The sequence below is a fragment of the Pseudomonas sp. NPDC087346 genome (assembly GCF_044744235.1).
GTDB lineage: Bacteria > Pseudomonadota > Gammaproteobacteria > Pseudomonadales > Pseudomonadaceae > Aquipseudomonas.
Window position 1 is genome coordinate 15,928 of record NZ_JBIUXX010000058.1, and the last position, 20,182, is coordinate 36,109.

General features: G+C 59.1%; 23 protein-coding genes and 1 pseudogene. 11 read left to right on the plus strand and 13 right to left on the minus strand.

Going from position 1 to position 20,182, the window contains the following annotated elements:
- Positions 1 to 10: 10 nt before the first annotated feature.
- The 4 genes from ACIOZM_RS25610 to ACIOZM_RS25625 all read right to left on the minus strand — a co-directional run bounded on the left by ACIOZM_RS25610 (position 11) and on the right by ACIOZM_RS25625 (position 3,331).
- On the minus strand, positions 11 to 952 hold the full coding sequence (locus ACIOZM_RS25610) for a MerR family transcriptional regulator (protein WP_401218910.1): 942 nt from the start codon (positions 950 to 952) through the stop codon (positions 11 to 13).
- A complete protein-coding gene (locus ACIOZM_RS25615) occupies positions 952 to 1,914 on the minus strand; it encodes a YbgA family protein (protein ID WP_401218913.1) in 963 nt (320 codons plus the stop codon). The genes ACIOZM_RS25610 and ACIOZM_RS25615 overlap by 1 nt, the downstream gene beginning before the upstream one ends.
- Positions 1,915 to 2,132: 218 nt before the next feature.
- Entirely contained in the window at positions 2,133 to 2,348 is a 216-nt protein-coding gene (locus tag ACIOZM_RS25620) for a TIGR02450 family Trp-rich protein (protein WP_401218916.1), read from the minus strand.
- Entirely contained in the window at positions 2,345 to 3,331 is a 987-nt protein-coding gene (locus ACIOZM_RS25625) for an NAD(P)/FAD-dependent oxidoreductase (protein WP_401218919.1), read from the minus strand. The genes ACIOZM_RS25620 and ACIOZM_RS25625 overlap by 4 nt, the downstream gene beginning before the upstream one ends.
- Before the next feature lie 197 nt (positions 3,332 to 3,528).
- Here ACIOZM_RS25625 and ACIOZM_RS25630 point away from each other — a divergent pair, with 197 nt between their 5' ends.
- Positions 3,529 to 4,431, plus strand: coding sequence for a TIGR01777 family oxidoreductase (locus ACIOZM_RS25630; protein ID WP_401218922.1), 903 nt, complete (start codon positions 3,529 to 3,531; stop codon positions 4,429 to 4,431).
- Positions 4,432 to 4,444: 13 nt separating this feature from the next.
- Entirely contained in the window at positions 4,445 to 5,470 is a 1,026-nt protein-coding gene (gene hemH / locus ACIOZM_RS25635; RefSeq protein ID WP_401218924.1) for a ferrochelatase, read from the plus strand.
- A 127-nt stretch (positions 5,471 to 5,597) separates the two neighbouring features.
- Here the strand turns inward: hemH and ACIOZM_RS25640 are convergent, their stop codons facing one another.
- The gene (locus ACIOZM_RS25640) at positions 5,598 to 6,872 is read right to left on the minus strand and encodes a uracil-xanthine permease family protein (protein ID WP_401218927.1); all 1,275 of its coding nucleotides are present in this window, start codon (positions 6,870 to 6,872) and stop codon (positions 5,598 to 5,600) included.
- A gap of 2 nt (positions 6,873 to 6,874) precedes the next feature.
- Positions 6,875 to 7,513, minus strand: coding sequence for a uracil phosphoribosyltransferase (upp, locus tag ACIOZM_RS25645; protein ID WP_401218930.1), 639 nt, complete (start codon positions 7,511 to 7,513; stop codon positions 6,875 to 6,877).
- Between the two features lie 165 nt (positions 7,514 to 7,678).
- Here upp and ACIOZM_RS25650 point away from each other — a divergent pair, with 165 nt between their 5' ends.
- From ACIOZM_RS25650 to ACIOZM_RS25660, 3 genes are all read left to right on the plus strand, one after another.
- A complete protein-coding gene (locus tag ACIOZM_RS25650; protein WP_016987197.1) occupies positions 7,679 to 8,236 on the plus strand; it encodes a hypoxanthine-guanine phosphoribosyltransferase in 558 nt (185 codons plus the stop codon).
- A gap of 176 nt (positions 8,237 to 8,412) precedes the next feature.
- Positions 8,413 to 8,898 carry a hypothetical protein gene (locus ACIOZM_RS25655; protein WP_401218933.1) on the plus strand — a complete coding sequence of 162 codons (486 nt, stop codon included), beginning with the start codon at positions 8,413 to 8,415 and terminating at the stop codon, positions 8,896 to 8,898.
- A 63-nt stretch (positions 8,899 to 8,961) separates the two neighbouring features.
- Complete coding sequence (locus tag ACIOZM_RS25660) at positions 8,962 to 9,249, plus strand: PA4642 family protein (RefSeq protein WP_401218936.1); 288 nt, start codon at positions 8,962 to 8,964, stop codon at positions 9,247 to 9,249.
- A 200-nt stretch (positions 9,250 to 9,449) separates the two neighbouring features.
- On the opposite strand, the gene mqo is transcribed toward ACIOZM_RS25660, so the two are convergent.
- Together mqo and ACIOZM_RS25670 are read right to left on the minus strand one after the other, a co-directional pair.
- Positions 9,450 to 10,958: a malate dehydrogenase (quinone) gene (gene mqo / locus ACIOZM_RS25665; protein WP_401218939.1), complete on the minus strand. Its 1,509-nt coding sequence runs from the start codon at positions 10,956 to 10,958 to the stop codon at positions 9,450 to 9,452.
- Between the two features lie 676 nt (positions 10,959 to 11,634).
- The gene (locus tag ACIOZM_RS25670) at positions 11,635 to 11,868 is read right to left on the minus strand and encodes a hypothetical protein (protein WP_401218940.1); all 234 of its coding nucleotides are present in this window, start codon (positions 11,866 to 11,868) and stop codon (positions 11,635 to 11,637) included.
- 206 nt (positions 11,869 to 12,074) lie between these two features.
- Here ACIOZM_RS25670 and ACIOZM_RS25675 point away from each other — a divergent pair, with 206 nt between their 5' ends.
- On the plus strand, positions 12,075 to 12,659 hold the full coding sequence (locus ACIOZM_RS25675) for a YajG family lipoprotein (protein ID WP_401218943.1): 585 nt from the start codon (positions 12,075 to 12,077) through the stop codon (positions 12,657 to 12,659).
- Positions 12,660 to 12,827: 168 nt separating this feature from the next.
- Here ACIOZM_RS25675 and ACIOZM_RS25680 read toward each other — a convergent pair whose 3' ends face one another.
- The gene (locus ACIOZM_RS25680; RefSeq protein WP_401218965.1) at positions 12,828 to 13,034 is read right to left on the minus strand and encodes a hypothetical protein; all 207 of its coding nucleotides are present in this window, start codon (positions 13,032 to 13,034) and stop codon (positions 12,828 to 12,830) included.
- Between the two features lie 193 nt (positions 13,035 to 13,227).
- Between ACIOZM_RS25680 and ACIOZM_RS25685 the strand changes: the two genes are divergently transcribed.
- A complete protein-coding gene (locus ACIOZM_RS25685; protein ID WP_401218945.1) occupies positions 13,228 to 13,506 on the plus strand; it encodes a hypothetical protein in 279 nt (92 codons plus the stop codon).
- Between the two features lie 97 nt (positions 13,507 to 13,603).
- On the opposite strand, the gene ACIOZM_RS25690 is transcribed toward ACIOZM_RS25685, so the two are convergent.
- The gene (locus ACIOZM_RS25690; protein WP_401218948.1) at positions 13,604 to 14,767 is read right to left on the minus strand and encodes a 1-acyl-sn-glycerol-3-phosphate acyltransferase; all 1,164 of its coding nucleotides are present in this window, start codon (positions 14,765 to 14,767) and stop codon (positions 13,604 to 13,606) included.
- Between the two features lie 142 nt (positions 14,768 to 14,909).
- Between ACIOZM_RS25690 and ACIOZM_RS25695 the strand changes: the two genes are divergently transcribed.
- Genes ACIOZM_RS25695 through ACIOZM_RS25705 form a run of 3 tightly spaced genes read left to right on the plus strand, consistent with a single transcriptional unit; the run spans position 14,910 to position 16,021 of the window.
- Positions 14,910 to 15,092 (plus strand): CPXCG motif-containing cysteine-rich protein, encoded by a 183-nt coding sequence (locus ACIOZM_RS25695; RefSeq protein WP_401218950.1) that lies wholly within the window; start codon positions 14,910 to 14,912, stop codon positions 15,090 to 15,092.
- Positions 15,093 to 15,101: 9 nt separating this feature from the next.
- Positions 15,102 to 15,362: a putative signal transducing protein gene (locus ACIOZM_RS25700; protein ID WP_401218953.1), complete on the plus strand. Its 261-nt coding sequence runs from the start codon at positions 15,102 to 15,104 to the stop codon at positions 15,360 to 15,362.
- A 35-nt stretch (positions 15,363 to 15,397) separates the two neighbouring features.
- The gene (locus tag ACIOZM_RS25705) at positions 15,398 to 16,021 is read left to right on the plus strand and encodes an SOS response-associated peptidase (protein ID WP_401218956.1); all 624 of its coding nucleotides are present in this window, start codon (positions 15,398 to 15,400) and stop codon (positions 16,019 to 16,021) included.
- A 90-nt stretch (positions 16,022 to 16,111) separates the two neighbouring features.
- Here ACIOZM_RS25705 and ACIOZM_RS25710 read toward each other — a convergent pair whose 3' ends face one another.
- Both ACIOZM_RS25710 and ACIOZM_RS25715 read right to left on the minus strand, forming a co-directional pair.
- Entirely contained in the window at positions 16,112 to 16,954 is an 843-nt protein-coding gene (locus tag ACIOZM_RS25710) for a methyl-accepting chemotaxis protein (protein WP_401218968.1), read from the minus strand.
- A 12-nt stretch (positions 16,955 to 16,966) separates the two neighbouring features.
- Positions 16,967 to 18,364: pseudogene (locus ACIOZM_RS25715) on the minus strand (HAMP domain-containing protein); the annotation flags it as partial.
- Between the two features lie 153 nt (positions 18,365 to 18,517).
- Between ACIOZM_RS25715 and ACIOZM_RS25720 the strand changes: the two are divergent.
- Positions 18,518 to 19,336, plus strand: a complete 819-nt coding sequence (locus ACIOZM_RS25720; protein WP_401218959.1) for a M48 family metallopeptidase — start codon at positions 18,518 to 18,520, stop codon at positions 19,334 to 19,336.
- A 239-nt stretch (positions 19,337 to 19,575) separates the two neighbouring features.
- Here the strand turns inward: ACIOZM_RS25720 and ACIOZM_RS25725 are convergent, their stop codons facing one another.
- Positions 19,576 to 20,160: a TMEM165/GDT1 family protein gene (locus tag ACIOZM_RS25725; RefSeq protein WP_401218962.1), complete on the minus strand. Its 585-nt coding sequence runs from the start codon at positions 20,158 to 20,160 to the stop codon at positions 19,576 to 19,578.
- Positions 20,161 to 20,182 lie beyond the last annotated feature (22 nt).

Sequence of the window (20,182 nt, forward strand, 5' to 3'; positions counted from 1 at the left end):
GCATTTTTCATCAAATCAGCCCACGCTGAATGAGCGCCTGATGTGCCGACAAGGGATCTTCGGCCAGGTGCAAATCAGCGATCTCGGAAGTTCTTACGGACAACTCGGCGTGGTGGATGCACACCGTTGGTCCGACAATCAGTTTTGTGCAGTTCACGCCACTCAACAGTTTTGGCAACTGCGCAAGGTTCATGGCTTTGCTGGAATACAGCAGTACGCCACGGGCTTGCAGGTGATCGACCGCCAGCGCCAGCTCTCCGGCGGGTAGCGGCCAGTCGAACACTTGCACCGGGCAATCGGCACTGCTGATCAGCCATGCGCAAAGCCACAGGTGCGGCTCCAGTGGCAGGTCGGAATGATTGATCAACAGCAGCGGCGCGGCGCGCAACTGACGATTGTTATGGTAGATGCGTGCACCGAATTTGCTGCGCAACCACGAATAAAAAAACACCCGCTCCATCTGCGCACCGAACTGGCCCTGCCAGCGCTGTTCCAGTTCAGCCAGTAGCGGCATCAGCAATTGCTCGCACAAGGTGCGTGGCGGATACAGCGACATGGCCTGATTGATGCTGTCGTCGAGGCTGCGTTCATTGAGTTGGGTAACGGCTTGCAGCAAGGTCTGACGCAACAGTTGCCAGTCGTTTTCCACCGACTCGGTGAACGCCTGCGGGGTGTCGAGCAACGGCTTGACCTGACTGACCGCGACGCCACGGTTGATCCAGGTGAGGATCGCGAGAATCCGCTGCACATGTTCGGTTGAGTACAGCCGATGGCCTTTGGGCGTGCGTTGCGGCACTACCAGCCCATAACGACGCTCCCAGGCGCGCAGGGTGATCGCGTTGACGCCCGTCTGCCGTGCGACCTCGCGGATCGGCAGCCAGCCTTCGTCGAGGGCTTTCTTGAAGTCGGCGCCGAGGTCTTCGCTGGCGCTGGTGTCGAGTTCTTTGTTCATCAAATGGCATTTCGCAAGCTGAGGTTTTCCGGATGCGGTTGCAGGTAAACCTGCTGCGCGATGTACGGGTCCGGGTGTAGGCGGAAGTGATGTTTGAGTAGCGTCAGCGGCACCACCAACGGCACGATGCCGTGGCGATACTGGCCGATGACGTGCAGCACTTCCTGTTTGTCTTCGGCAGTGATCGCCTGTTTCAGGTAACCGCTGATGTGCTGCAGAACGTTGCTGTGGGTGCGGCGTGTCGCGCATTTTTTCAATGCAGCCATCAGCTCGCTGAAGTAGCGCGGGCCGAGTTCGGCAGGGTCGGTCTGGCCCATGTTGCCCAGCAGGTTGCCGAGGGTTTTGTATTGAACCGGGTTGTGGGCCATCAGCAGGTATTTATAGCGGGAGTGGAATTCGGTCAGCGCGCGGCGGCTCAGGCCTTGTTCCAAGACCTTTTTCCAGGCGCTGTAGGCGAACACGCGGGTGATGAAGTTCTCCCGCAGCACCGGATCGTTGAGGCGTCCGGCTTCTTCTACGGGCAAGTCCGGGTGACGGGCGCAGAACGCCTGAGCATAAATCCCCCGTCCGCCGCCGTTCACCGGGGCACCGTTGGCGTGATAGACCTTGACCCGCTCCAGCCCGCACGAGGGCGATTGCTGCATGAAAATGTAGCCGCAGATGTCATCGAGTTCGGCGGCCATTTTCTGGCCGTAATCGGCTAACGGCTGGGTGACGTTGATCTCGGGATGAACGGTGCCGATGGCTTCGGGGCTGTCAGGATTACCGACCAGACGGATCGGCTGACGGGGTATACCCAGGCCGATCGCCACTTCCGGGCATACCGGGACGAATTCGAAATGTTCAGAAAGTGTGCGGCTGCACAGGCGTGATTCCTTGTGTCCACCGTTGTAGCGCACCTCGGCGCCCATCAGGCAGGCGCTGATGGCGATTTTCGGTGGGGTCGCGGATTGGTCTGACATGGAGGCACCTCGAATCTAAACCTGTACAGAAAGATATCTCTGTACAACATTCCATCAGCATAGATTCAAAGGTGTACAAGTCAAATGGTTTGTATAGGTTTTCGTGCGATGACTACTGCCCCCTGTGGGAGCCAGCCTGCTGGCGATGACGGCGTGTCAGTGCCATCGATGTTGGCGGTATGAATGCAATCGCCAGCAGGCTGGCTCTCACAGGATTTCTATTTCCAGCCTGATAACCACTGATCGTTGTTCTTGAGGATCTGCCAGTCGAGTCGTTCACAACGTTTGGTCAGCACCGCCTGCAACTCGACTTCCAGCACCGTACCGTCCTCATCCTCGAACAATTCGGTCACCAGAAAATGTTTTTCGCGGTTTTGCGGGTGGGCTGCTGTCCATTTCGACAGCAGCAATTTACGCGGGTTTATGCGGTTCATTGCAGGTGTTCGTGCAAGCGGCGGGCGGCGTCCTGACCACTGAGCCACGCACCTTCGACACGTCCGGACAGGCACCAGTCGCCGCAGGCGTACAAGCCCAGATCGGCATCGGCCAGGCAGCCCCATTCGTGGCCGGTGGCCGGGCGGGCGTAGAGCCAGCGGTGGGCGAGGCTGAAGGTCGGGGCGGGCATGGCGCTGTGCAGCAATTCGGCGAAAGCGCCGTGCAATTGCTCGATCACTTCCTCCTTGGACAGGTCGATGTGTTGCCGGCTCCAGGCACTGGTGGCGTGCAGCACCCACGTGTCGAGGGTGTGATCGCGCCCGGGTTTGCTGCGGTTACGGGCCAGCCAGTCGAGGGGGCTGTCCTGCACGAAGCAACCCTCGATGGGCGTGTCCAACGGCGTTTCGAAAGCCAGAGCGACGGCCCAGGTCGGGTCCATTTTCACCCCGGCCGCGGCACCCGCGAGTTTCGGCGCAGCCGCCAGCAATGCTGTGGCTTGCGGCGCTGGCGTGGCGATCACCACGTGGCTGAAAGGCCCATGGGTGAAGCCCTCGGCGTCTTGCAGATGCCAGTGCTCTTCACCGCGAAAGACCTCGGTGATGCGGCAAGCGAAATGCACTTCCAGGCCTTCGAGCAAACCCCGGGTGATGGCGCTCATACGCGGCGTGCCGACCCAGCGGGTCTGCTCGTCCGGCGACAGATTGAGTTGGCCGGCCTGATAGGTGTAGAGCTGTGGCGTCCATTCGGCGACCCAGCCGTTGGTTTGCCAGCGCTGGACTTCAGTGACGAAGCGGCGGTCGCGGGCAGTGAAGTACTGCGCGCCCAGATCCAGCGAACCGGCGTCGCTGCGTTTGCTCGACATGCGTCCGCCGCTGCCACGACTTTTATCGAACAGTTGGACGGTATGCCCGGTCTCTGTCAGAGCCTGGGCTGCCGAGAGTCCGGCGATGCCGGTGCCGATGATTGCGATAGGTACAGTCATAGGGGCCTCGTTTACCTTTCTGTACAGACTACGCCGTCGTTGAAACCTGTACAATTTTGTTTTTTGGTATAACTTCTAGCGTTCTCGTTCTGACAGCTTGGCCTATGGTTAAACAATAGAGCCTGCTCGATAGAAAAGATCCCTGCTTATAAAAATAGACTAGTGATCCGGGTTAAACGCCACGCGAGGAAGATGTCATGCACATATTGCTGACCGGCGGTACTGGTTTGATCGGGCGACAGCTCTGTCGACACTGGTTGAGTCAGGGACATCACCTGACGGTGTGGAGTCGCCGTCCGGAAAAAGTCGCGAAAATCTGCGGCGCGCAAGTGCGTGCAATCGCCCGTCTGGAAGAGCTGGGCGAAGAGCCGCTGGACACCATCATCAACCTCGCCGGTGCACCGATTGCCGACCGGCCATGGACGCACCGGCGCAAGGCGTTGTTGTGGAGCAGCCGCATCAACCTCACCGAGCAATTGCTGACCTGGCTGGAACGCCGTCAGCAGAAACCGTCGCTGCTGATTTCCGGTTCGGCGATTGGTTGGTACGGCGATGGCGGCGAGCGTGAGCTGACCGAAGAGTCGCCACCGGGGATCGATGATTTCGCCAGCCAGTTGTGTATCGCCTGGGAAGAAACGGCGATGCGCGCCGAAGCACAGGGTATTCGCGTGGTGCTGGTGCGAACCGGTCTGGTGTTGTCCGCCGAGGGCGGCTTTTTGTCGCGGCTGTTGCTGCCGTTCAAACTGGGGTTGGGCGGGCCTTTGGGCAATGGTCGGCAGTGGATGCCGTGGATTCATATCAACGACCAAATCGCCCTGATTGATTTTCTTCTGCACCGCAATCTGGCGAGCGGTCCTTATAATGGCTGCGCGCCCAAACCGGTGCGTAATCGCGAATTTGCCAAAACGCTGGGCAGCGTGTTGCACCGCCCGGCGTTCATGCCGATGCCGGCGCTGGCCTTGAAAGTCGGGCTCGGCGAGTTGTCATTGTTGTTGCTGGGCGGCCAACGGGCCATGCCGGCACGCTTGCTGGAAGCGGGCTTCACTTTCCAGTTCACGGATTTGCGCGCGGCCCTGGACGATCTCTCCGGCCGCCTTTGAAATAGGACGATGCATGACCGATCACGCCTTGCTTCTGGTCAATCTGGGTTCCCCGGCCTCCACCTCGGTGGCCGATGTACGCAGCTACCTCAATCAATTTCTGATGGACCCGTACGTGATCGACCTGCCGTGGCCGGTGCGGCGTCTGCTGGTGTCACTGATCCTGATCAAGCGCCCGGAACAATCGGCGCATGCCTATGCCTCGATCTGGTGGGGCGAGGGTTCGCCGCTGGTGGTGCTCAGTCGTCGTCTGCAACAGCAGGTGACCTCGCAATGGACCCATGGCCCGGTCGAACTGGCGATGCGTTATGGCGAGCCGTCGATTGAAACGAAGCTGCTGCAACTGGCAGCGGCGGGGCACAAGCGCATCACGCTGGCGCCGCTGTATCCACAGTTCGCCGACAGCACCACCACCACGGTGATTGAAGAGGCGAAGCGGGTCATTCGCACGAAGAATCTCGATGTGCAGTTGTCGATCCTGCAACCGTTCTACGATCAGCCGGAATACCTCGATGCGCTGGTTGAAAGCGCCAAGCCGCATTTGCAGCAGGATTACGATCATCTGCTGCTGAGTTTTCATGGTTTGCCGGAGCGGCATCTGACCAAGCTTGATCCGACGGGGCAGCATTGTTTCAAGAATGAGGACTGCTGCAAGAATGCATCACCGGCGGTATTGGCCACCTGTTATCGCGCGCAATGTCTGCGCACCGCGGCGCTGTTTGCTCAGCGCATGGGCTTGCCGGACGGCAAATGGTCGGTGTCGTTTCAATCGCGTTTGGGGCGGGCGAAGTGGATCGAACCGTACACCGAAGCGCGGCTGGATGAGCTGGCGAAAAGCGGTGTGAAGAAGATTCTGGTGATGTGCCCGGCGTTTGTCGCCGATTGCATCGAGACTCTGGAAGAGATTGGTGATCGCGGCAAGGAACAGTTCCGCGAAGCAGGGGGCGAGGAGCTGGTGCTGGTGCCGTGTCTGAATGACGACGTGCAATGGGCGAAGGCGTTGGCCACTCTATGCGAACGAGCGCCGCTGGCCCTTTAAAAGCATCGCCAGCAGGCTGGCTCCCACGGGTTTCGAGTTGAACACAAATGTTGTGTCCACTGAAAAAACACTGTGGGAGCCAGCCTGCTGGCGATAGCTATCTTTCTGGCACTGAAAATCTAAGGCGTTAAAGCAGCGGGTCATCCGCCTTCTTGTTCTTCCAGCCATCGTTGCCCGGCAGAATCAGGTTCAGCGCAATCGCCACCACCGCGCACAGCGCGATGCCTTTCAGGCCGAAGTCGTCCGGACCCGTGCCGGTACCGACCAGCACACCGCCGATCCCGAACACCAGCGTCACCGAAACGATCACCAGATTACGTGCCTCGCCGAGGTCGATCTTGTGACGGATCAGTGTGTTCATCCCCACCGCCGCAATCGAACCGAACAGCAGGCAGAGAATCCCGCCCATCACCGGTACCGGAATGCTTTGCAGCAGTGCGCCGAACTTGCCGATAAACGCCAGGGTGATGGCGAACACCGCCGCCCAGGTCATGATTTTCGGGTTGTAGTTCTTGGTCAGCATCACTGCGCCAGTCACTTCGGCGTAGGTGGTGTTTGGCGGGCCGCCGAACATGCCAGCAGCGGTGGTGGCAATGCCGTCACCGAGCAGAGTGCGATGCAGGCCCGGCTTCTTCAGATAGTCACGACCGGTCACGCTGCCCACGGCAATCACGCCGCCGATGTGCTCGATGGCCGGAGCCAGTGCCACCGGAACGATGAACAGGATCGCCTGCCAGTTGAATTCCGGCGCAGTGAAGTGCGGAATCGCAAACCATGGCGCCGCAGCGATCTTGGCGGTATCGACGACGCCGAAATAGAACGCCATGGCAAAACCGACCAGCACACCGGAAATGATCGGCACCAGACGGAAGATGCCTTTACCGAACACCGCCACGATCAGCGTGGTCAGCAGCGCTGGCATCGAGATCATCATTGCGGTCTGGTAGTGGATCAGTTCCGAACCGTCACCAGCCTTGCCCATCGCCATGTTGGCGGCAATCGGCGCCATGGCCAGACCGATGGAAATGATCACCGGACCAATCACTACCGGCGGCAGCAAACGGTCGATGAAGCCTGTGCCTTTGATCTTCACGGCGAGGCCGAGGAAGGTGTAGACAAAACCGGCCGCCATCACGCCGCCCATGGTCGCGGCGAGGCCGAACTGGCCCTTGGCGAGAATGATCGGGGTGATGAAAGCGAAGCTCGACGCAAGGAACACCGGCACCTGACGCCCGGTGACGATCTGGAACAGAATCGTCCCAAGACCTGCGGTAAACAGTGCCACGTTCGGGTCCAGGCCCGTGATCAGCGGCATCAGCACCAGAGCGCCGAAAGCCACGAACAGCATCTGTGCGCCAGACAGCACCGTGCGCCAGAGCGGATCGTTGAACTCTTGCTGCATGGTCACGCGTCCTTCTGCTTGGTACCGAAGATCTTGTCACCGGCGTCGCCAAGCCCAGGGATGATGTAACCGTGCTCGTTCAAACGTTCGTCGATGGACGCGGTGTAGATTTTCACGTCCGGGTGAGCCTTCTCGACAGCGGCGATGCCTTCCGGCGCGGCAACCAGCACCATCGCGCGGATTTCCTTGCAGCCAGCCTTTTTCAGCAGGTCGATGGTTGCAACCATGGAACTGCCGGTGGCGAGCATCGGGTCGATGATCATCGCCAACCGTTCGTCGATTTCCGGAACCAGTTTTTCCAGATAGGTGTGCGCTTGCAGGGTTTCTTCGTTGCGGGCAACACCGACGGCGCTGACCTTGGCACCCGGGATCAGACTGAGCACGCCTTCAAGCATGCCGATGCCGGCACGCAGGATCGGCACGACGGTGATCTTCTTGCCGGCGATTTTCTCGACCGACACGGTGCCGCACCAACCCTGGATATCGTAGGTTTCAAGCGGTAGATCTTTTGTAGCTTCATAGGTCAGAAGGGCGCCGACTTCCTGAGCGAGCTCGCGGAAATTCTTGGTGCTGATATCTGCGCGGCGCATCAGGCCGAGTTTATGGCGGATCAGCGGATGGCGGATCTCGAGGATGGACATGGGGAAAGGCTCCGGCGGCGGGCAAAAAAACCGGCCTAGATTAATCTATCCGAGGGTGATGTCCTATAGGACATACAGTACGTTAGTCCATAAAGGCTTGATTCGACCTCGCGGGATGCGTACCTTTGCCCGCTTTTCCAATTCCGCTAACCCCTGGAGAGCGCCATGTCCGCTGATCTCGAGCATATCCGTCAAATCATGCGAGAGGCTGACTGCCTGTACACCGAGTCTGAAGTCGAGGCGGCCATCGCCCGCGTCGGTGCGCAAATCAACGAGCAACTGGCTGACAGCAACCCGGTGGTGTTTTGCGTGATGAACGGCGGGCTGATTTTCTCCGGCAAACTGCTGACGCATCTGCAGTTCCCGCTGGAAGCGTCTTACCTGCACGCCACCCGCTATCGCAATGAAACCAGCGGCGGCGACCTGTTCTGGAAAGCCAAGCCGGAAGTCTCGTTCATCGACCGCGACGTGCTGATCATCGACGACATCCTCGACGAAGGTCACACCCTGGGCGCGATCATCGACTTCTGCAAACACGCCGGCGCACGCAAAGTGCACACCGCCGTGCTGATCGACAAAGATCACGACCGCAAAGCGCGTCCTGATCTGAAAGCAGACTTCGTTGGCCTGCCATGCATCGACCGTTACATCTTCGGTTACGGCATGGACTACAAAGGCTACTGGCGCAACGCCAACGGGATCTTCGCCGTTAAAGGCATGTAAGAAACCTGCATTACCCCTGTGGGAGCTAGCCTGCTAGCGATGGCGTCGTATCAGCCAACATCAATGTTGCTGACAGTTCGTCATCGCCAGCAGGCTAGCTCCCACAGTTGTTTGTGTGTGCTGATCAACCCGCAACACCCATGCTAGAGTGCTCAGCCCCGCCTCCGGAGCCTGTCATGAGCCTTTTGATCCGCAGCTGCGCAGCCTTGCTGTTGACCCTCAGCCTGCCCCTGGCCGCCGCCCCGGCGCCGATGCACAGCCAATTCCTGCCGCCTGATGATCTGACCCTGCGCGACGCTGAACCCGAACAGCAACAACTGCTGCAAGTCACCGATTATTCGGTGGTGGTCGGTGCGCAACGCCAGTCCAATCAGCAGCCGATCCCGGTCACTTCATCGTTGATGATCCGCCTCAAGGGCAAGTCCCTGAACAAGGGCGCGTCGATCACTCAGGTACTGGTCAACTTCGACGGCGAAAGCAAAAGCCTGAAAAAGCCGGTTTACGACGAAAAGAACAAAACCCTGACCCTCTATTACCCGCTGGCCCAGTACCGGGTGGTGATCGATTTGCTGCGTAACGACACGGTGTATGTGCAATTCCTCAGCTATGCCAACGGCCATATCTGGGCGGATTTACACACCGGCAGCACTCGCTCGCGTTGAGCCCGGCGCCCGCGCAGGGGTAAACTGCCTGCCCCGTGAAATGTCTGCGAGCTGGAGTCGGCAATGCGTAAAGATAAGAAGCAACTGATTGGTGACGAGATCGGCGATGAGCAGATCAAGCTGTTCCTCGATTTTGAACCGGTCGACGCCACCTCGCCGTCGCTGCACAAACTGATCAAGGCCTACCGTGGCCTGCGGATCGACGATTTCGAGCGGTTCCTGGTGTTCTTCGTCGAGGCTGGTTATGACGTCGACGGCAAGGACGAGCAGGGCCAGACCTTCGTTGATCAGATCCGCGACCAGCGCAATGCGCCGGAGTACATCGCGCTGATCGACAAGGCCCGCGCCTAGATCTATACCTGATTACCTGATTACCTGATTACCTGATTACCTGATTACCTGATTACCTGATTAGCTGATTTCCTGAATTACCTGTGGCGAGGGGATAAATCCCCTCGTCACAAAGTCAGATGGACCAGCAATATCGGTGACATCGCCCATAAAAAACGCCCCGCACTCACTGAGTACGGGGCGTTTTTTATGGCGCGGGATCAAGCGTAGCTTGGGGTCTCGCTGCTTTCTTCAACCAGTTCCAGAGCGATGTTGTTCTGCGTGTTGATCTTGCGATACAGCGCAGCATCGGTTTCCAGAACCTTTTCACGGGCCGGGAAGATTTCTGCCAGTTTGCCAGCCCACTCACCCTTGGTCTGGCTCGGGAAGCACTTCTCGATCAGTTCCAGCATGATCGAAACGGTTACCGAGGCACCCGGCGAAGCACCGAGCAGGGCGGCGAGGGAGCCGTCTTTTGCAGCAACCAGTTCGGTACCGAACTGCAGGATGCCGCCCTTTTTCGGGTCCTTCTTGATGATCTGCACCCGTTGGCCGGCCACTTCCAGGCGCCAGTCTTCGGCTTTCGCTTCAGGGTAGAAGCGACGCAGGGATTCCAGGCGCTGCTCCATCGATTGCATCACTTCGCTGACCAGATACTTGGTCAGGTCCATGTTGTTTTTCGCCACTGCCAGCATCGGCCCGATGTTGCCGGCGCGAACCGACATCGGCAGGTCCATGAAGGAACCGTGCTTGAGGAACTTGGTGGTGAAACCGGCGTATGGCCCGAACAGCAGGGATTTCTTGCCGTCGACGACGCGGGTGTCGAGGTGCGGCACCGACATCGGTGGCGAACCTACTGCAGCCTGGCTGTAAACCTTGGCCTGGTGATGCTTGACCACTTCCGGGTTGTCGCAACGCAGCCACTGGCCGCTGATCGGGAAGCCGCCGAAGCCTTTGCTTTCTTCGATGCCCGAAGCCTGCAACAGCGGCAGCGCCGCGCCGCCAGCACCGAGGAAAACGAATTTGGCATCGACTTCACGGGTATTGCCGCTGTTGACGTCCTTGATGCTGACGGTCCAGCCGCTGCCGTTACGCTTGAGGCCGGTCACACGCTTGCAGTATTTGACCTGAGCATCCGGAGCGCTGGTCAGGTGCTTGAGCAACTGATTGGTCAGGGCGCCGAAGTTGACGTCGGTGCCGTTCATCACGCGAGTGGCAGCGAGCACTTCATCGGCCGGACGCCCCGGCATCATCAGCGGCATCCAGTCGGCCATTTTGGCCTTGTCTTCGGTGTATTCCATGTCGGAGAAAGCGTGATGCTTGCTCAGGACATCGAAGCGATCCTTGAGGAACGACACACCTTTGTCGCCCTGCACGAAGCTCAGGTGCGGCACTGGACTGATGAAGGATTTGCACGAGCCGAAGGTGCCTTTTTTGGTCAGGTACGACCAGAACTGCTTGGACACTTCGAACTGGGTGTTGATGTGCACGGCTTTCTTGATGTCGACGCTGCCGTCGGCCGCTTGCGGCGTGTAGTTCAGCTCGCACAGGCCGGCGTGGCCGGTACCGGCGTTGTTCCACGGGTTGGAACTCTCCGCAGCACCGGAATCCATCAACTCGACGACTTCCAGCTTGATCGCCGGGTCGAGCTCTTTGAGCAGTACTGCAAGGGTGGCACTCATGATGCCGGCCCCAACCAGAACTACGTCGACTGCTTCGTTATGCGCCATTTAACGCGTCTCCAAAATCTGCAGCACCAAATTGTCGGCATGGCTGCCAGGCGATCCGGGGCAGGTCAGTTGTGCCCCAGCTACCGATGGTCAGGTTCGCCATGTCCGAATCTTCGCAATTTTTTGCAACTTCGACGGATGCATGTGGCCTGGCTTCAAGAGCTCCATGAACTCATTTCAGCACGCGGCTGGCAATTCGACTTATGGTCGAGACATCCGTTTGTGCAACCAAATCCGTAGCGGACAGGCTTCAGGCTCCGGTGTTCGAGACGTACCCGGTCCTGTGTCGTTGGGCTGTTTCAGACGCTAATGGTGCATGTTCAGACGCAAAACTATTCATTTGCTCGCCACACTCTTGTGAAGTTGTGAAAACCCGTTTTTTTCACGCTCTTTTGAAGACGTGAACCTCAAAAAGGGCTGTGCAGGCTGGCCAAAGGCCGAGCATGACGACAGCTCTGCAGATTCGCGAAAAGTGGGGATTTGCTCAACGAACAGCAAGCGCGCCAGCTTCACTCGATCTGTGTGGGCGGCTCTCTGTGGGCGATTTGGTTGCCAATGCATGCACATTGACGGTGTTGCGGGGCCCGATCAGGAGACGTCCTTATAATCGGGGGGAGATTGTATCGAAGAAATGCAGGGAGTTGGTCGTGTTTAATGACTTTTATTAGACATCCGGTCAGATGCTCAACATCGCATGGGCCCGTGCGCGCGGCTGTTGCTGGATCACGCGGGCGCTGGCAGGCAATGGCTGGTGCAACCATTTGAGACGAATTTCTTCGATTTCGACCCAGCCATCACCCATCGGTTGCAGGCTGCATTGCTTGAAAGCCTGGCAGTGGCCGTTGCGGTCGAGCAAGGCAAAGCTGCGGTGCAAAGGGCGCGGAGCGAACAATGAGATCAGATAACGCATGGCCGGGTTCCTTGCTTGGGGGACTGCTTTGAAGATTGTCAGCACCCCGTGACATCAAGGTGTATGGGCAGTGAAGAATGTGTGACAGGAACCGCTTTGCGGCGGCTTTGTCTGACATTTCAGTATTCACTGTGCGGCGCTGGTTCCCCGCAGTGGCCCACCGCTATACTGCCGGCCTGTTTGTGCCTGATTCTGGAGAAAAGAGCATGTTGCAACGCCTGTTGTTCGGTTTGATCACTGTGACCAGTTTGACGCTGGTCGGCTGCGCCCACAGCCCGCAACAACTGAGCCCGGAACCGAAGCTGACCACTCAGCTGGCCCCGGTCGGCCATGGTCAGCCTGTGGTGGTACGCGTAGCGGATGGTCGTCCGTCGCCAACCCTCGGCACCCGTGGTGGCCTGTACCCTGAAACCAGCGCGATCACCGTGCAGAAAGAGCAGATCCTGCCGAAGTTGCAGGCTCAGGCCGAAGCCGCCGTGCGTCTGCTGGGTTTCACTCCGACCAACAACGCCGCCAACGCGCCGCAGTTGACCGTGACCCTGACTGAGCTGAAATACCAGTCGCCGAAAGAAGGCATGTACGTGACCGAAGCCACCATCGGCGCGACCTTCCGCTCCGACGTGCAGAGCGGCAACCGCCGTTACAGCGGCCGTTACGGCGCGTCGCTGGATCAGCGCTTCGGTATGGCGCCGAACCAGGAAACCAACACCAAACTGGTCAGCGATGTATTGAGCGACGCACTGACCCGTCTGTTCAAGGACCCGACTGTCGGCCAGATCCTCGCCGAGTAAGGTTTTCGCCTGACGTAAAATAGCCCGGGACCAGTGATGATTCCGGGCTTTTTCATGCCCACCGATCCCTGTAGGAGCTGCGGCACGCTGCGATCTTTTGATCTTCGTGCTAAGAAACAACGTCAAAAGATCGCAGCCTTCGGCAGCTCCTACTTGTGGCTATGTGGGTCAGGCAGCTTGCGAATAGAAGTCGAGCACGCTCACGCCGGTCAGCAAATCAGTCTCCGGCAAATCCGCATGCTGATGCCCGCCCAGCGCGCAATACACCAGCCAGTGACGGTCCTGAACATTGAAGGCCAGGCTGCCGACGAGGTTCTGTTGTTCGTCGCTGGGGGTGATGAGGTAAAGACGGTCCTGGTTCTCGGCGTGAAGCATGTCGCGTTCCATGTGGGTTTCGAGGCGCGCATGGTGGTTGATCTACATGACGAAGCTGTGACACAGGACAGCCATCGGTCGATTGTTGCGTTATTTGTCGCAAAGGCTGGGGCAGGGCAGGCAGGTTTGGGTATTATCCGCGGCGCGGTCGTCGGTCTGGCGTCTGCCACACCGGTTTAGTTTGAGGTTTGTGATGTCGCTGCATTTGATGACGCTGTTTACCACCCATCCGGCCAAATTGATCAACCTGCTGGCGCTGCTGTTGGCCTTTCCGGGCAGTTGGCTGCTGCACGCTACCCGCCGCCGTGAGCAACGGGCGATGGCCAGCATCGCCGCGCAACGCCAAGCCCAGCCGAACGCCGAGCCGATCATGGACTGGGCGACCTTGCGCATGAACCGGTTTTTCTACCGCTTCGGCTTCGTCTGCCTGGGCCTGGCCCTGATCGTCTCCTGGATCAGCACCCGCTTCTGAAAGCAAAAGATCGCAGCCTGCGGCAGCTCCTGCAGGGTGTACATCATTCCCCTGTAGGAGTTGCCGCAGGCTGCGATCTTTTGATCTTGCTGTTGTTTTACAGCGGCAACCCTGCTTTCACCCGATACTGATTACGCACCGGCGTCGCATATTGCAGCACCAGATACGGACGGTGCTCTTGCGGGCAGGCGTCCAGTCGGCTTTGCCATTCCTGCTGCGCCTTGGCCAACTCATCCGCCGGGAACACTTCAGCGGCTTTCGGCACCTGCAATTGCGGGTCGGCATCGGTCCACTGCGCATACGCCAGGTAATGCACCGGGAACAGGCGATAGCCGCCGAGAATCTGCTTGTCCATCTCGACCGCCAATTGCTTGGTGTCTTCGAACAGCTGAGTAATCGGCGCGGCAAAGTTCACATGCACGCGGCCTTTATAGCCAGTGATGCCCTTGGCGATGCTTACGTCGTCCTCGCCCGGCGCCTTGGCGTAGGTGCCGGTGGTGGCGCGGATATACAGTTCGCGAGCCTTGGCCTGATCGCACGGATCGTATTCGTAGCTGATCGACACCGGGGTCACGTTCAGCGACTGAATGACTTCGCCGAACGGCTCGTCCTTGCGGCTCATGTGGAACATCTTGAGGATCGCCGACTCGGTACGGTCGTCGCCGTCCTTGGCCCGGCCTTCGGCCTGAGCGATCCAGATCGACGCGCAGTCATTGCGGATCGAGTGGTTGATGTAGGCCGAGAGCAACTGATACGCCGCCATCTTCTCGCGGCGCCCGGTGATCGAGCGGTGCACGATGAAGCTCTTGTTCAGACGCATCAAATCGCTGACAAACGGCTTTTGCAGCAGGTTGTCGCCAATCGCGATGCGCGGGGTCGGCAGGCCGGCGTGATACACGGCGTAGTTGACGAAGGCCGGGTCCATCACGATGTCGCGGTGGTTGGCGATGAACAAATAAGCGCTGCCGGACTTGAATTGCTCGACACCGGTATAGGTCACGCCGTCGGTGGCGCGCTCGATGGTGTGGTCGACGTAAGACTCGACCTTGTCCTGCAAAGTCGCCACCGATGTCACGTCGGCGAACTCACGACGCAGTCGATGGGCTATAAGTGGTTTGAGCATCCAGCCGAAAGCACCGGCGAAACGCGGGAAGCGGAAGTGGGTGAGGATATCTAGAAACGCCTTGTCGCCGAGCAGTCTTGCCAGTACCACAGGTACTTCGCTGTCGTCGTAAGGTCGGATGGCATCGAATTCGCCCATCATGCTCTCTTGTTAGAAACGGCTAGGGTAAGTAAAGGTTTTGATCGAAAACCAACGGGGCACGGTCTGAAAAGTCAGCCAGACAAAAATAGCCCTGCAAATAGACCGGCGATTATACGCACAAGTCACTTGGGAGACCGCGATGCTGGAGAACGCACAGTATGAATGTCCGTATTGTGGTGAAGAGGTCGAGACTACGGTTGATCTCTCCGGGGGAGATCAGACCTATATCGAGGACTGTCAGGTGTGTTGCCGGCCGATCACGTTTGTATTGCAGGTTCATGAGGATGAATGGTTTCTCGACGTCCGTAGTGAAAACGAGTGAGGGGTGCGCATGCAGCGAATCTACGAACCGGAAAACCTGATGGAAGGCGAGTTGCTGCAAGGCATGCTCGCCAGTGAAGGTATCGAGGCGCACCTGGTGGGCCGCGATTTGCTCGGGGGCACGGGCGAACTGCCGATCTTCGGCCTGCTGGGGTTATCCGTCGATAACGATCAGGCCGAGTACGCCCGCGAGTTGATCACCGCGTACAATGCCGCGCTGCCGCTGCCCGGCGATGAACCGGAGAGCTTCCCCGGTACGCTGGTCTGTTAGGCTGACGTTCGTTTTATCCAGAGTCGTGTTGCCCCATGTGTGGACGTTATGCCCTGTTTCGCTGGAACCGTGACTTCGCGGCCCTGCCAGGTTTTCCCGCCGATCAACTGGCGCAGTGGAACATTTCCCCCAATGATTCGGTGTTGATGCTGCGTGCCGAGCCCGACGGTCAGCGCACGCTGGCCCGCGCCCGTTGGGGTCTGACGCCACCGTGGCTGACGGATCTGTCGAAAACCCCCGCGCATGCCCGGGCCGAAACCGTCGCCGAACAGCCCATGTTTCGCGAAGCCCTGCGCCTGCGCCGCTGCCTGCTGCCGGCCAACGGTTTTTACGAATGGCGCGGCACTCAGCGCAAGCGCCCGTACTGGCTGACGCCGGGGGAGGGCTCTTCACTGTTTTTTGCGGCGATCTGGGAAGCGTATCCGGTGCAGGAGCAGGTGTGGCTGAGCACGGCGGTCATCACTCAGCCTGCGTCCAGTCAGCGTCGACCGTTGATTCTGGATGAGGCGGGGCAAGCCGCATGGCTCGATCCCGAGACGCCGCTGCATGTCTTGCAGGGTTTGCTCGCCAGTGAACCTGCGGCGCTACGCGAGCGGGTGCTGGCGAACATGGTCAATGATCCCAAGCTCAACGGGCCGGAGTGTCTGACTCCGGGTTAAATCAAAAGCAAAAAGATCGCAGCCTTCGGCAGCTCCTACACCGATCTCTGTAGGAGCTGCCGAAGGCTGCGATCTTTTGATCTTGCCTTTTTAGACCTTGAACTGGTTGATCAACCGACGCTGCTGCTCAGCCAGTTTGGTCAGATCGGCACTCGCCGAACTCGACTCATCCGCCCCGCCAGCCACTTCATTCGCCACTTGCCCGATGTTGATCACGTTGCGGTTGATGTCATCCGCCACCGCGCTTTGTTCCTCCGCGGCACTGGCAATCTGCGTGTTCATGTCGTTGATCACCGACACCGCCTGAGTAATCGTTTCCAGCGCCTCGGCTGCTTTCGCCGCGTGCTGCACGCTTTCGTCGGTGCGGTTCTGGCTGTCTTCCATGACCCGCACCACATCGCGGGTGCCCTGCTGCAGTTGCTGGATCATGGTCTGGATTTCTTCGGTGGCTTTCTGGGTTTTCTGCGCCAGATTGCGTACTTCGTCCGCGACCACCGCAAAACCGCGGCCCTGCTCACCGGCGCGGGCCGCTTCGATGGCCGCGTTGAGCGCCAGCAGGTTGGTCTGTTCGGCGATCCCGCGAATCGCGGTGAGGATCGCGTTGATGTTCTCGCTGTCCTTGGCCAGCGTTTGCACCACGTCCACAGCCTTGCCGATTTCCACCGCGAGCACGCCAATCGAATTCGACGTATCGCGCACGATTTGCATGCCTTGGCTGGCTGCCTGATCCGCATGATTGGCCGCTTGTGCAGCCTGAGTCGCGTTGCGCGCCACGTCTTGAGCGGTGGCGGTCATTTCCTGCACCGCCGTGGCCACCTGATCAATCTCGGCCATTTGTTTCTGGATGCCGATGTTGGTGCGGATGGCGATGTCTGCGGTGTGTTCCGAAGAATCGCTGACGCTCTGCACCGAGGTCACCACTTGCGTAATCATCGCCTGCAACTTGGCGAGGAAGGTGTTGAAGCCTTTGGCGATCGAGCCCAGTTCATCGCTGCGATCACTGCTCAGGCGGCGGGTCAAATCACCTTCACCCTGAGCGATATCGTCGAGCATCGCGACCATTTGCTTGAGTGGCCTGGCGATGCCGTGGCCAACCAGCCAGATCACCAGCAAGCCGAGACCGGCGATGATCAAACCGACCATGGCCATGCCGAAGGTGTCGGATTTGCGTTGAGCGTCAAGGTCAGCCTGAAGTTTTTGCAGATCGGCCATCACGGCGTTCAACGGCAATTGCAGCATCAATGTCCATTGCGCATCGGTCTGGCCAATGCCGAATGGCAGGTACAACTCGATGCGACCCTTTTCCTTGTTGACGGAGTAGGTGACTTCGCCGCGCTTGAGATTGGCCATATTGGCGATCTGCTGGCTGTCGAGGATGTCGCTGACCTTCTCGCCGAATTTACTCGGGTCTTTGGTGTAGGCAACGATTCGCCCGTTGCCGCCAATCAGGGCCATTTCCCCGGCACCGCTATAGAGCTTCTGGCTGGCGCCGAGCAACATTTCCTGAATGAAGTTCACCGACAGGTCGGCGCCGACGATGCCCTGGAATGTGCCGTTGAGCATGATCGGTTCAATAAAGGAGGCGAGCATGACGATCTTGTCGCCGACCTTGTACGGGGCCGGATCGATCACGCAGGATTTTTTGCTCTCTTTCGAACACAGGTAATACTCGCTGGCGCGCACGCCGGTCGAGAGGACTTTTTGATCGTCGACGTCCACCAGTTTGTCGAGACCCAGCGTGCCGTCGTCATTGCGGAACCACCATGGCAGGAAGCGCCCGTTGGCTGCGTCGATGCCGACAACGCTGGTGCCAACGTAGGCCGCGTCGTTGTGGTCCAGCGCGTTTTTTTCCCAGCCGATGTAGGTGCCGAGAATCTTCGGATTCTTTTCGACGTTCTCTTTGATCAGGCTGATCAGTTGTTCACGGCTGACGGTCAGGCGTGGCTGACCGTCAGCGCCCGGCGTGCCGAGCAGAGCGTTGACCCGCACCAGTCCGCCGGCAATCAACAGCGGTGCTTCAAGTTCGCGCTGGATCTGACTGACCTGGGTTTGCGCCAGTGACGTCAGGCGTTGCTCGATGACCTGCTCGAACTGCGCCTGGGTGCGTTGCTGCACCATGTCTTGGGTGCGGGCGCCGGAAAACAGCGCATACAGCACCAGCGCGGCAACCACGCTGAGCACGATGGCGCCGGCCAGGGCGGCCACGGAAAACTGGATCGACTTGAACTTCATGGGAGCTCCGCACGCAAGAGGACGTCTGCGCTGTTGTATCGGCAGCAGGCATTGCGCCATGAGTGGTGCGCGGGGCAATTGCGCGGGGATGTCGTAAACGGATCGCTGCATGACGCAGTGGCACAGGGCATGCGCGGGGTGTGTGAATTTTTTCCTACAGATGTGGCGGGCGTCTTCTGAAAGTAGCTGCTGCACGTCTGTTGTATCTGGCGCCGATACAATTACCCGCCTAGGATACGCGGCATGTTTTCAGGGAGCTTTTGAATGAACAAGACATTGGTTGTTAGTGCACTGAGCGCGGCGCTGTTGCTCGCCGGTTGTCAGTCGGTCAACACCACCAGCGGCGGCGCCGTGGGTGTGGAGCGCAAGCAGTACATGTTCAGCATGCTGTCCTCGCAAGAGGTCGACCAGATGTATGCCCAGTCCTATCAGAAGACTGTCGGCGAAGCTTCCACCAAAGGTGTGCTGGACAAGACCAGCAGTGACGCCAAGCGGGTTCAGGCAATTGCCGATCGCTTGATTGCTCAGGCACCGAACTTCCGTCCGGATGCGGCGCAGTGGAAATGGGAGGTCAATCTGATCAAGAGCGACGAACTCAACGCCAACTGCGGTCCTGGCGGCAAGATCATTTTCTACACCGGGCTGATCGACAGCCTGAAGCTTACCGACGATGAAATCGCCGCTGTCATGGGCCATGAAATCGCCCACGCCCTGCGCGAGCACGGTCGTGAAGCGATGTCCAAGGCCTACGGCATTGAAATGGCCAAGCAGGGCGCGGGTGCGTTGCTCGGTCTGGGTCAGGACAGTCTGGCGCTGGCCGACACCGTGGCCAACTACGGCATGACCTTGCCCAACAGCCGTGCCAACGAAAACGAAGCCGACCTGATCGGCCTCGAACTCGCGGCCCGCGCTGGCTACAACCCGAACGCGGCGATCACCTTGTGGAACAAGATGAGCAAGGCTTCGGAAGGTTCGCCGCCAGAGTTCATGAGCACTCACCCGGCGTCGGCCAGCCGAATTGCCTCGTTGCAGGCAGCGATTCCGAAGGTCATGCCGCTGTACGAACAAGCCCCTAAATCCTGAGTCCATCGCAGTTTCTGTGAATGATCGGATGTATGGGCTGAGGGGACCTATTGTGGCGAGGGGATTTAGCGAAACGTCGCACCGCCCCGTTGGGGTGCGAAGCACCCCCAAAAATGCTGGTCGGGTGTGTAAGGCACACCGCAAACAGTGATTTTGCGACTGCTACGCAGCCGAACGGGGCGGTGCGACGTTTCGTTAAATCCCCTCGCCACAGGTCATTGCCAAATCAGGGGTGCGGGTTAAACCCAGCCACTGCTCTGCATCGCCTTGTACACCGCAACCACTGCCAGAATCATGAACGCCGAGGCCGCGAGGCGACGGATCAGGGTCAGTGGCAGTTTGTCTGCGGCAAAGTTACCCGCCAGAACCACTGGTACGTTGGCAATCAACATGCCTGCGGTGGTGCCGATAATCACCAGCCACAGATCCGGGTATTGCGCGGCGAGCATCACTGTTGCGACCTGAGTCTTGTCGCCCATTTCGGCAAGGAAGAACGCGATCAGCGTGGTCAGGAAGGGCCCGAACTTGCGCGCGGTGCTGGTTTCATCGTCGTCCATTTTGTCCGGGACCAAGGTCCACAGCGCGGTGGCGGTGAAGCTTGCGGCCAGAATCCAGTGCAGCGTCGCATTCGAGAAGAAGCTGCCGAACCAGGCGCCTACCGCACCGGCTGCTGCGTGGTTGGCCAGGGTGGCGGCGACGATACCGGCGATGATCGGCCACGGTTTGCGGAAGCGGGCGGCGAGAATCAGCGCGAGCAGTTGCGTCTTGTCGCCGATTTCGGCCAAGGCAACGATTGCGGTGGGAACGAGTAACGAGTCCAGCATCAGGATTTCCTAAGGGGCGGGT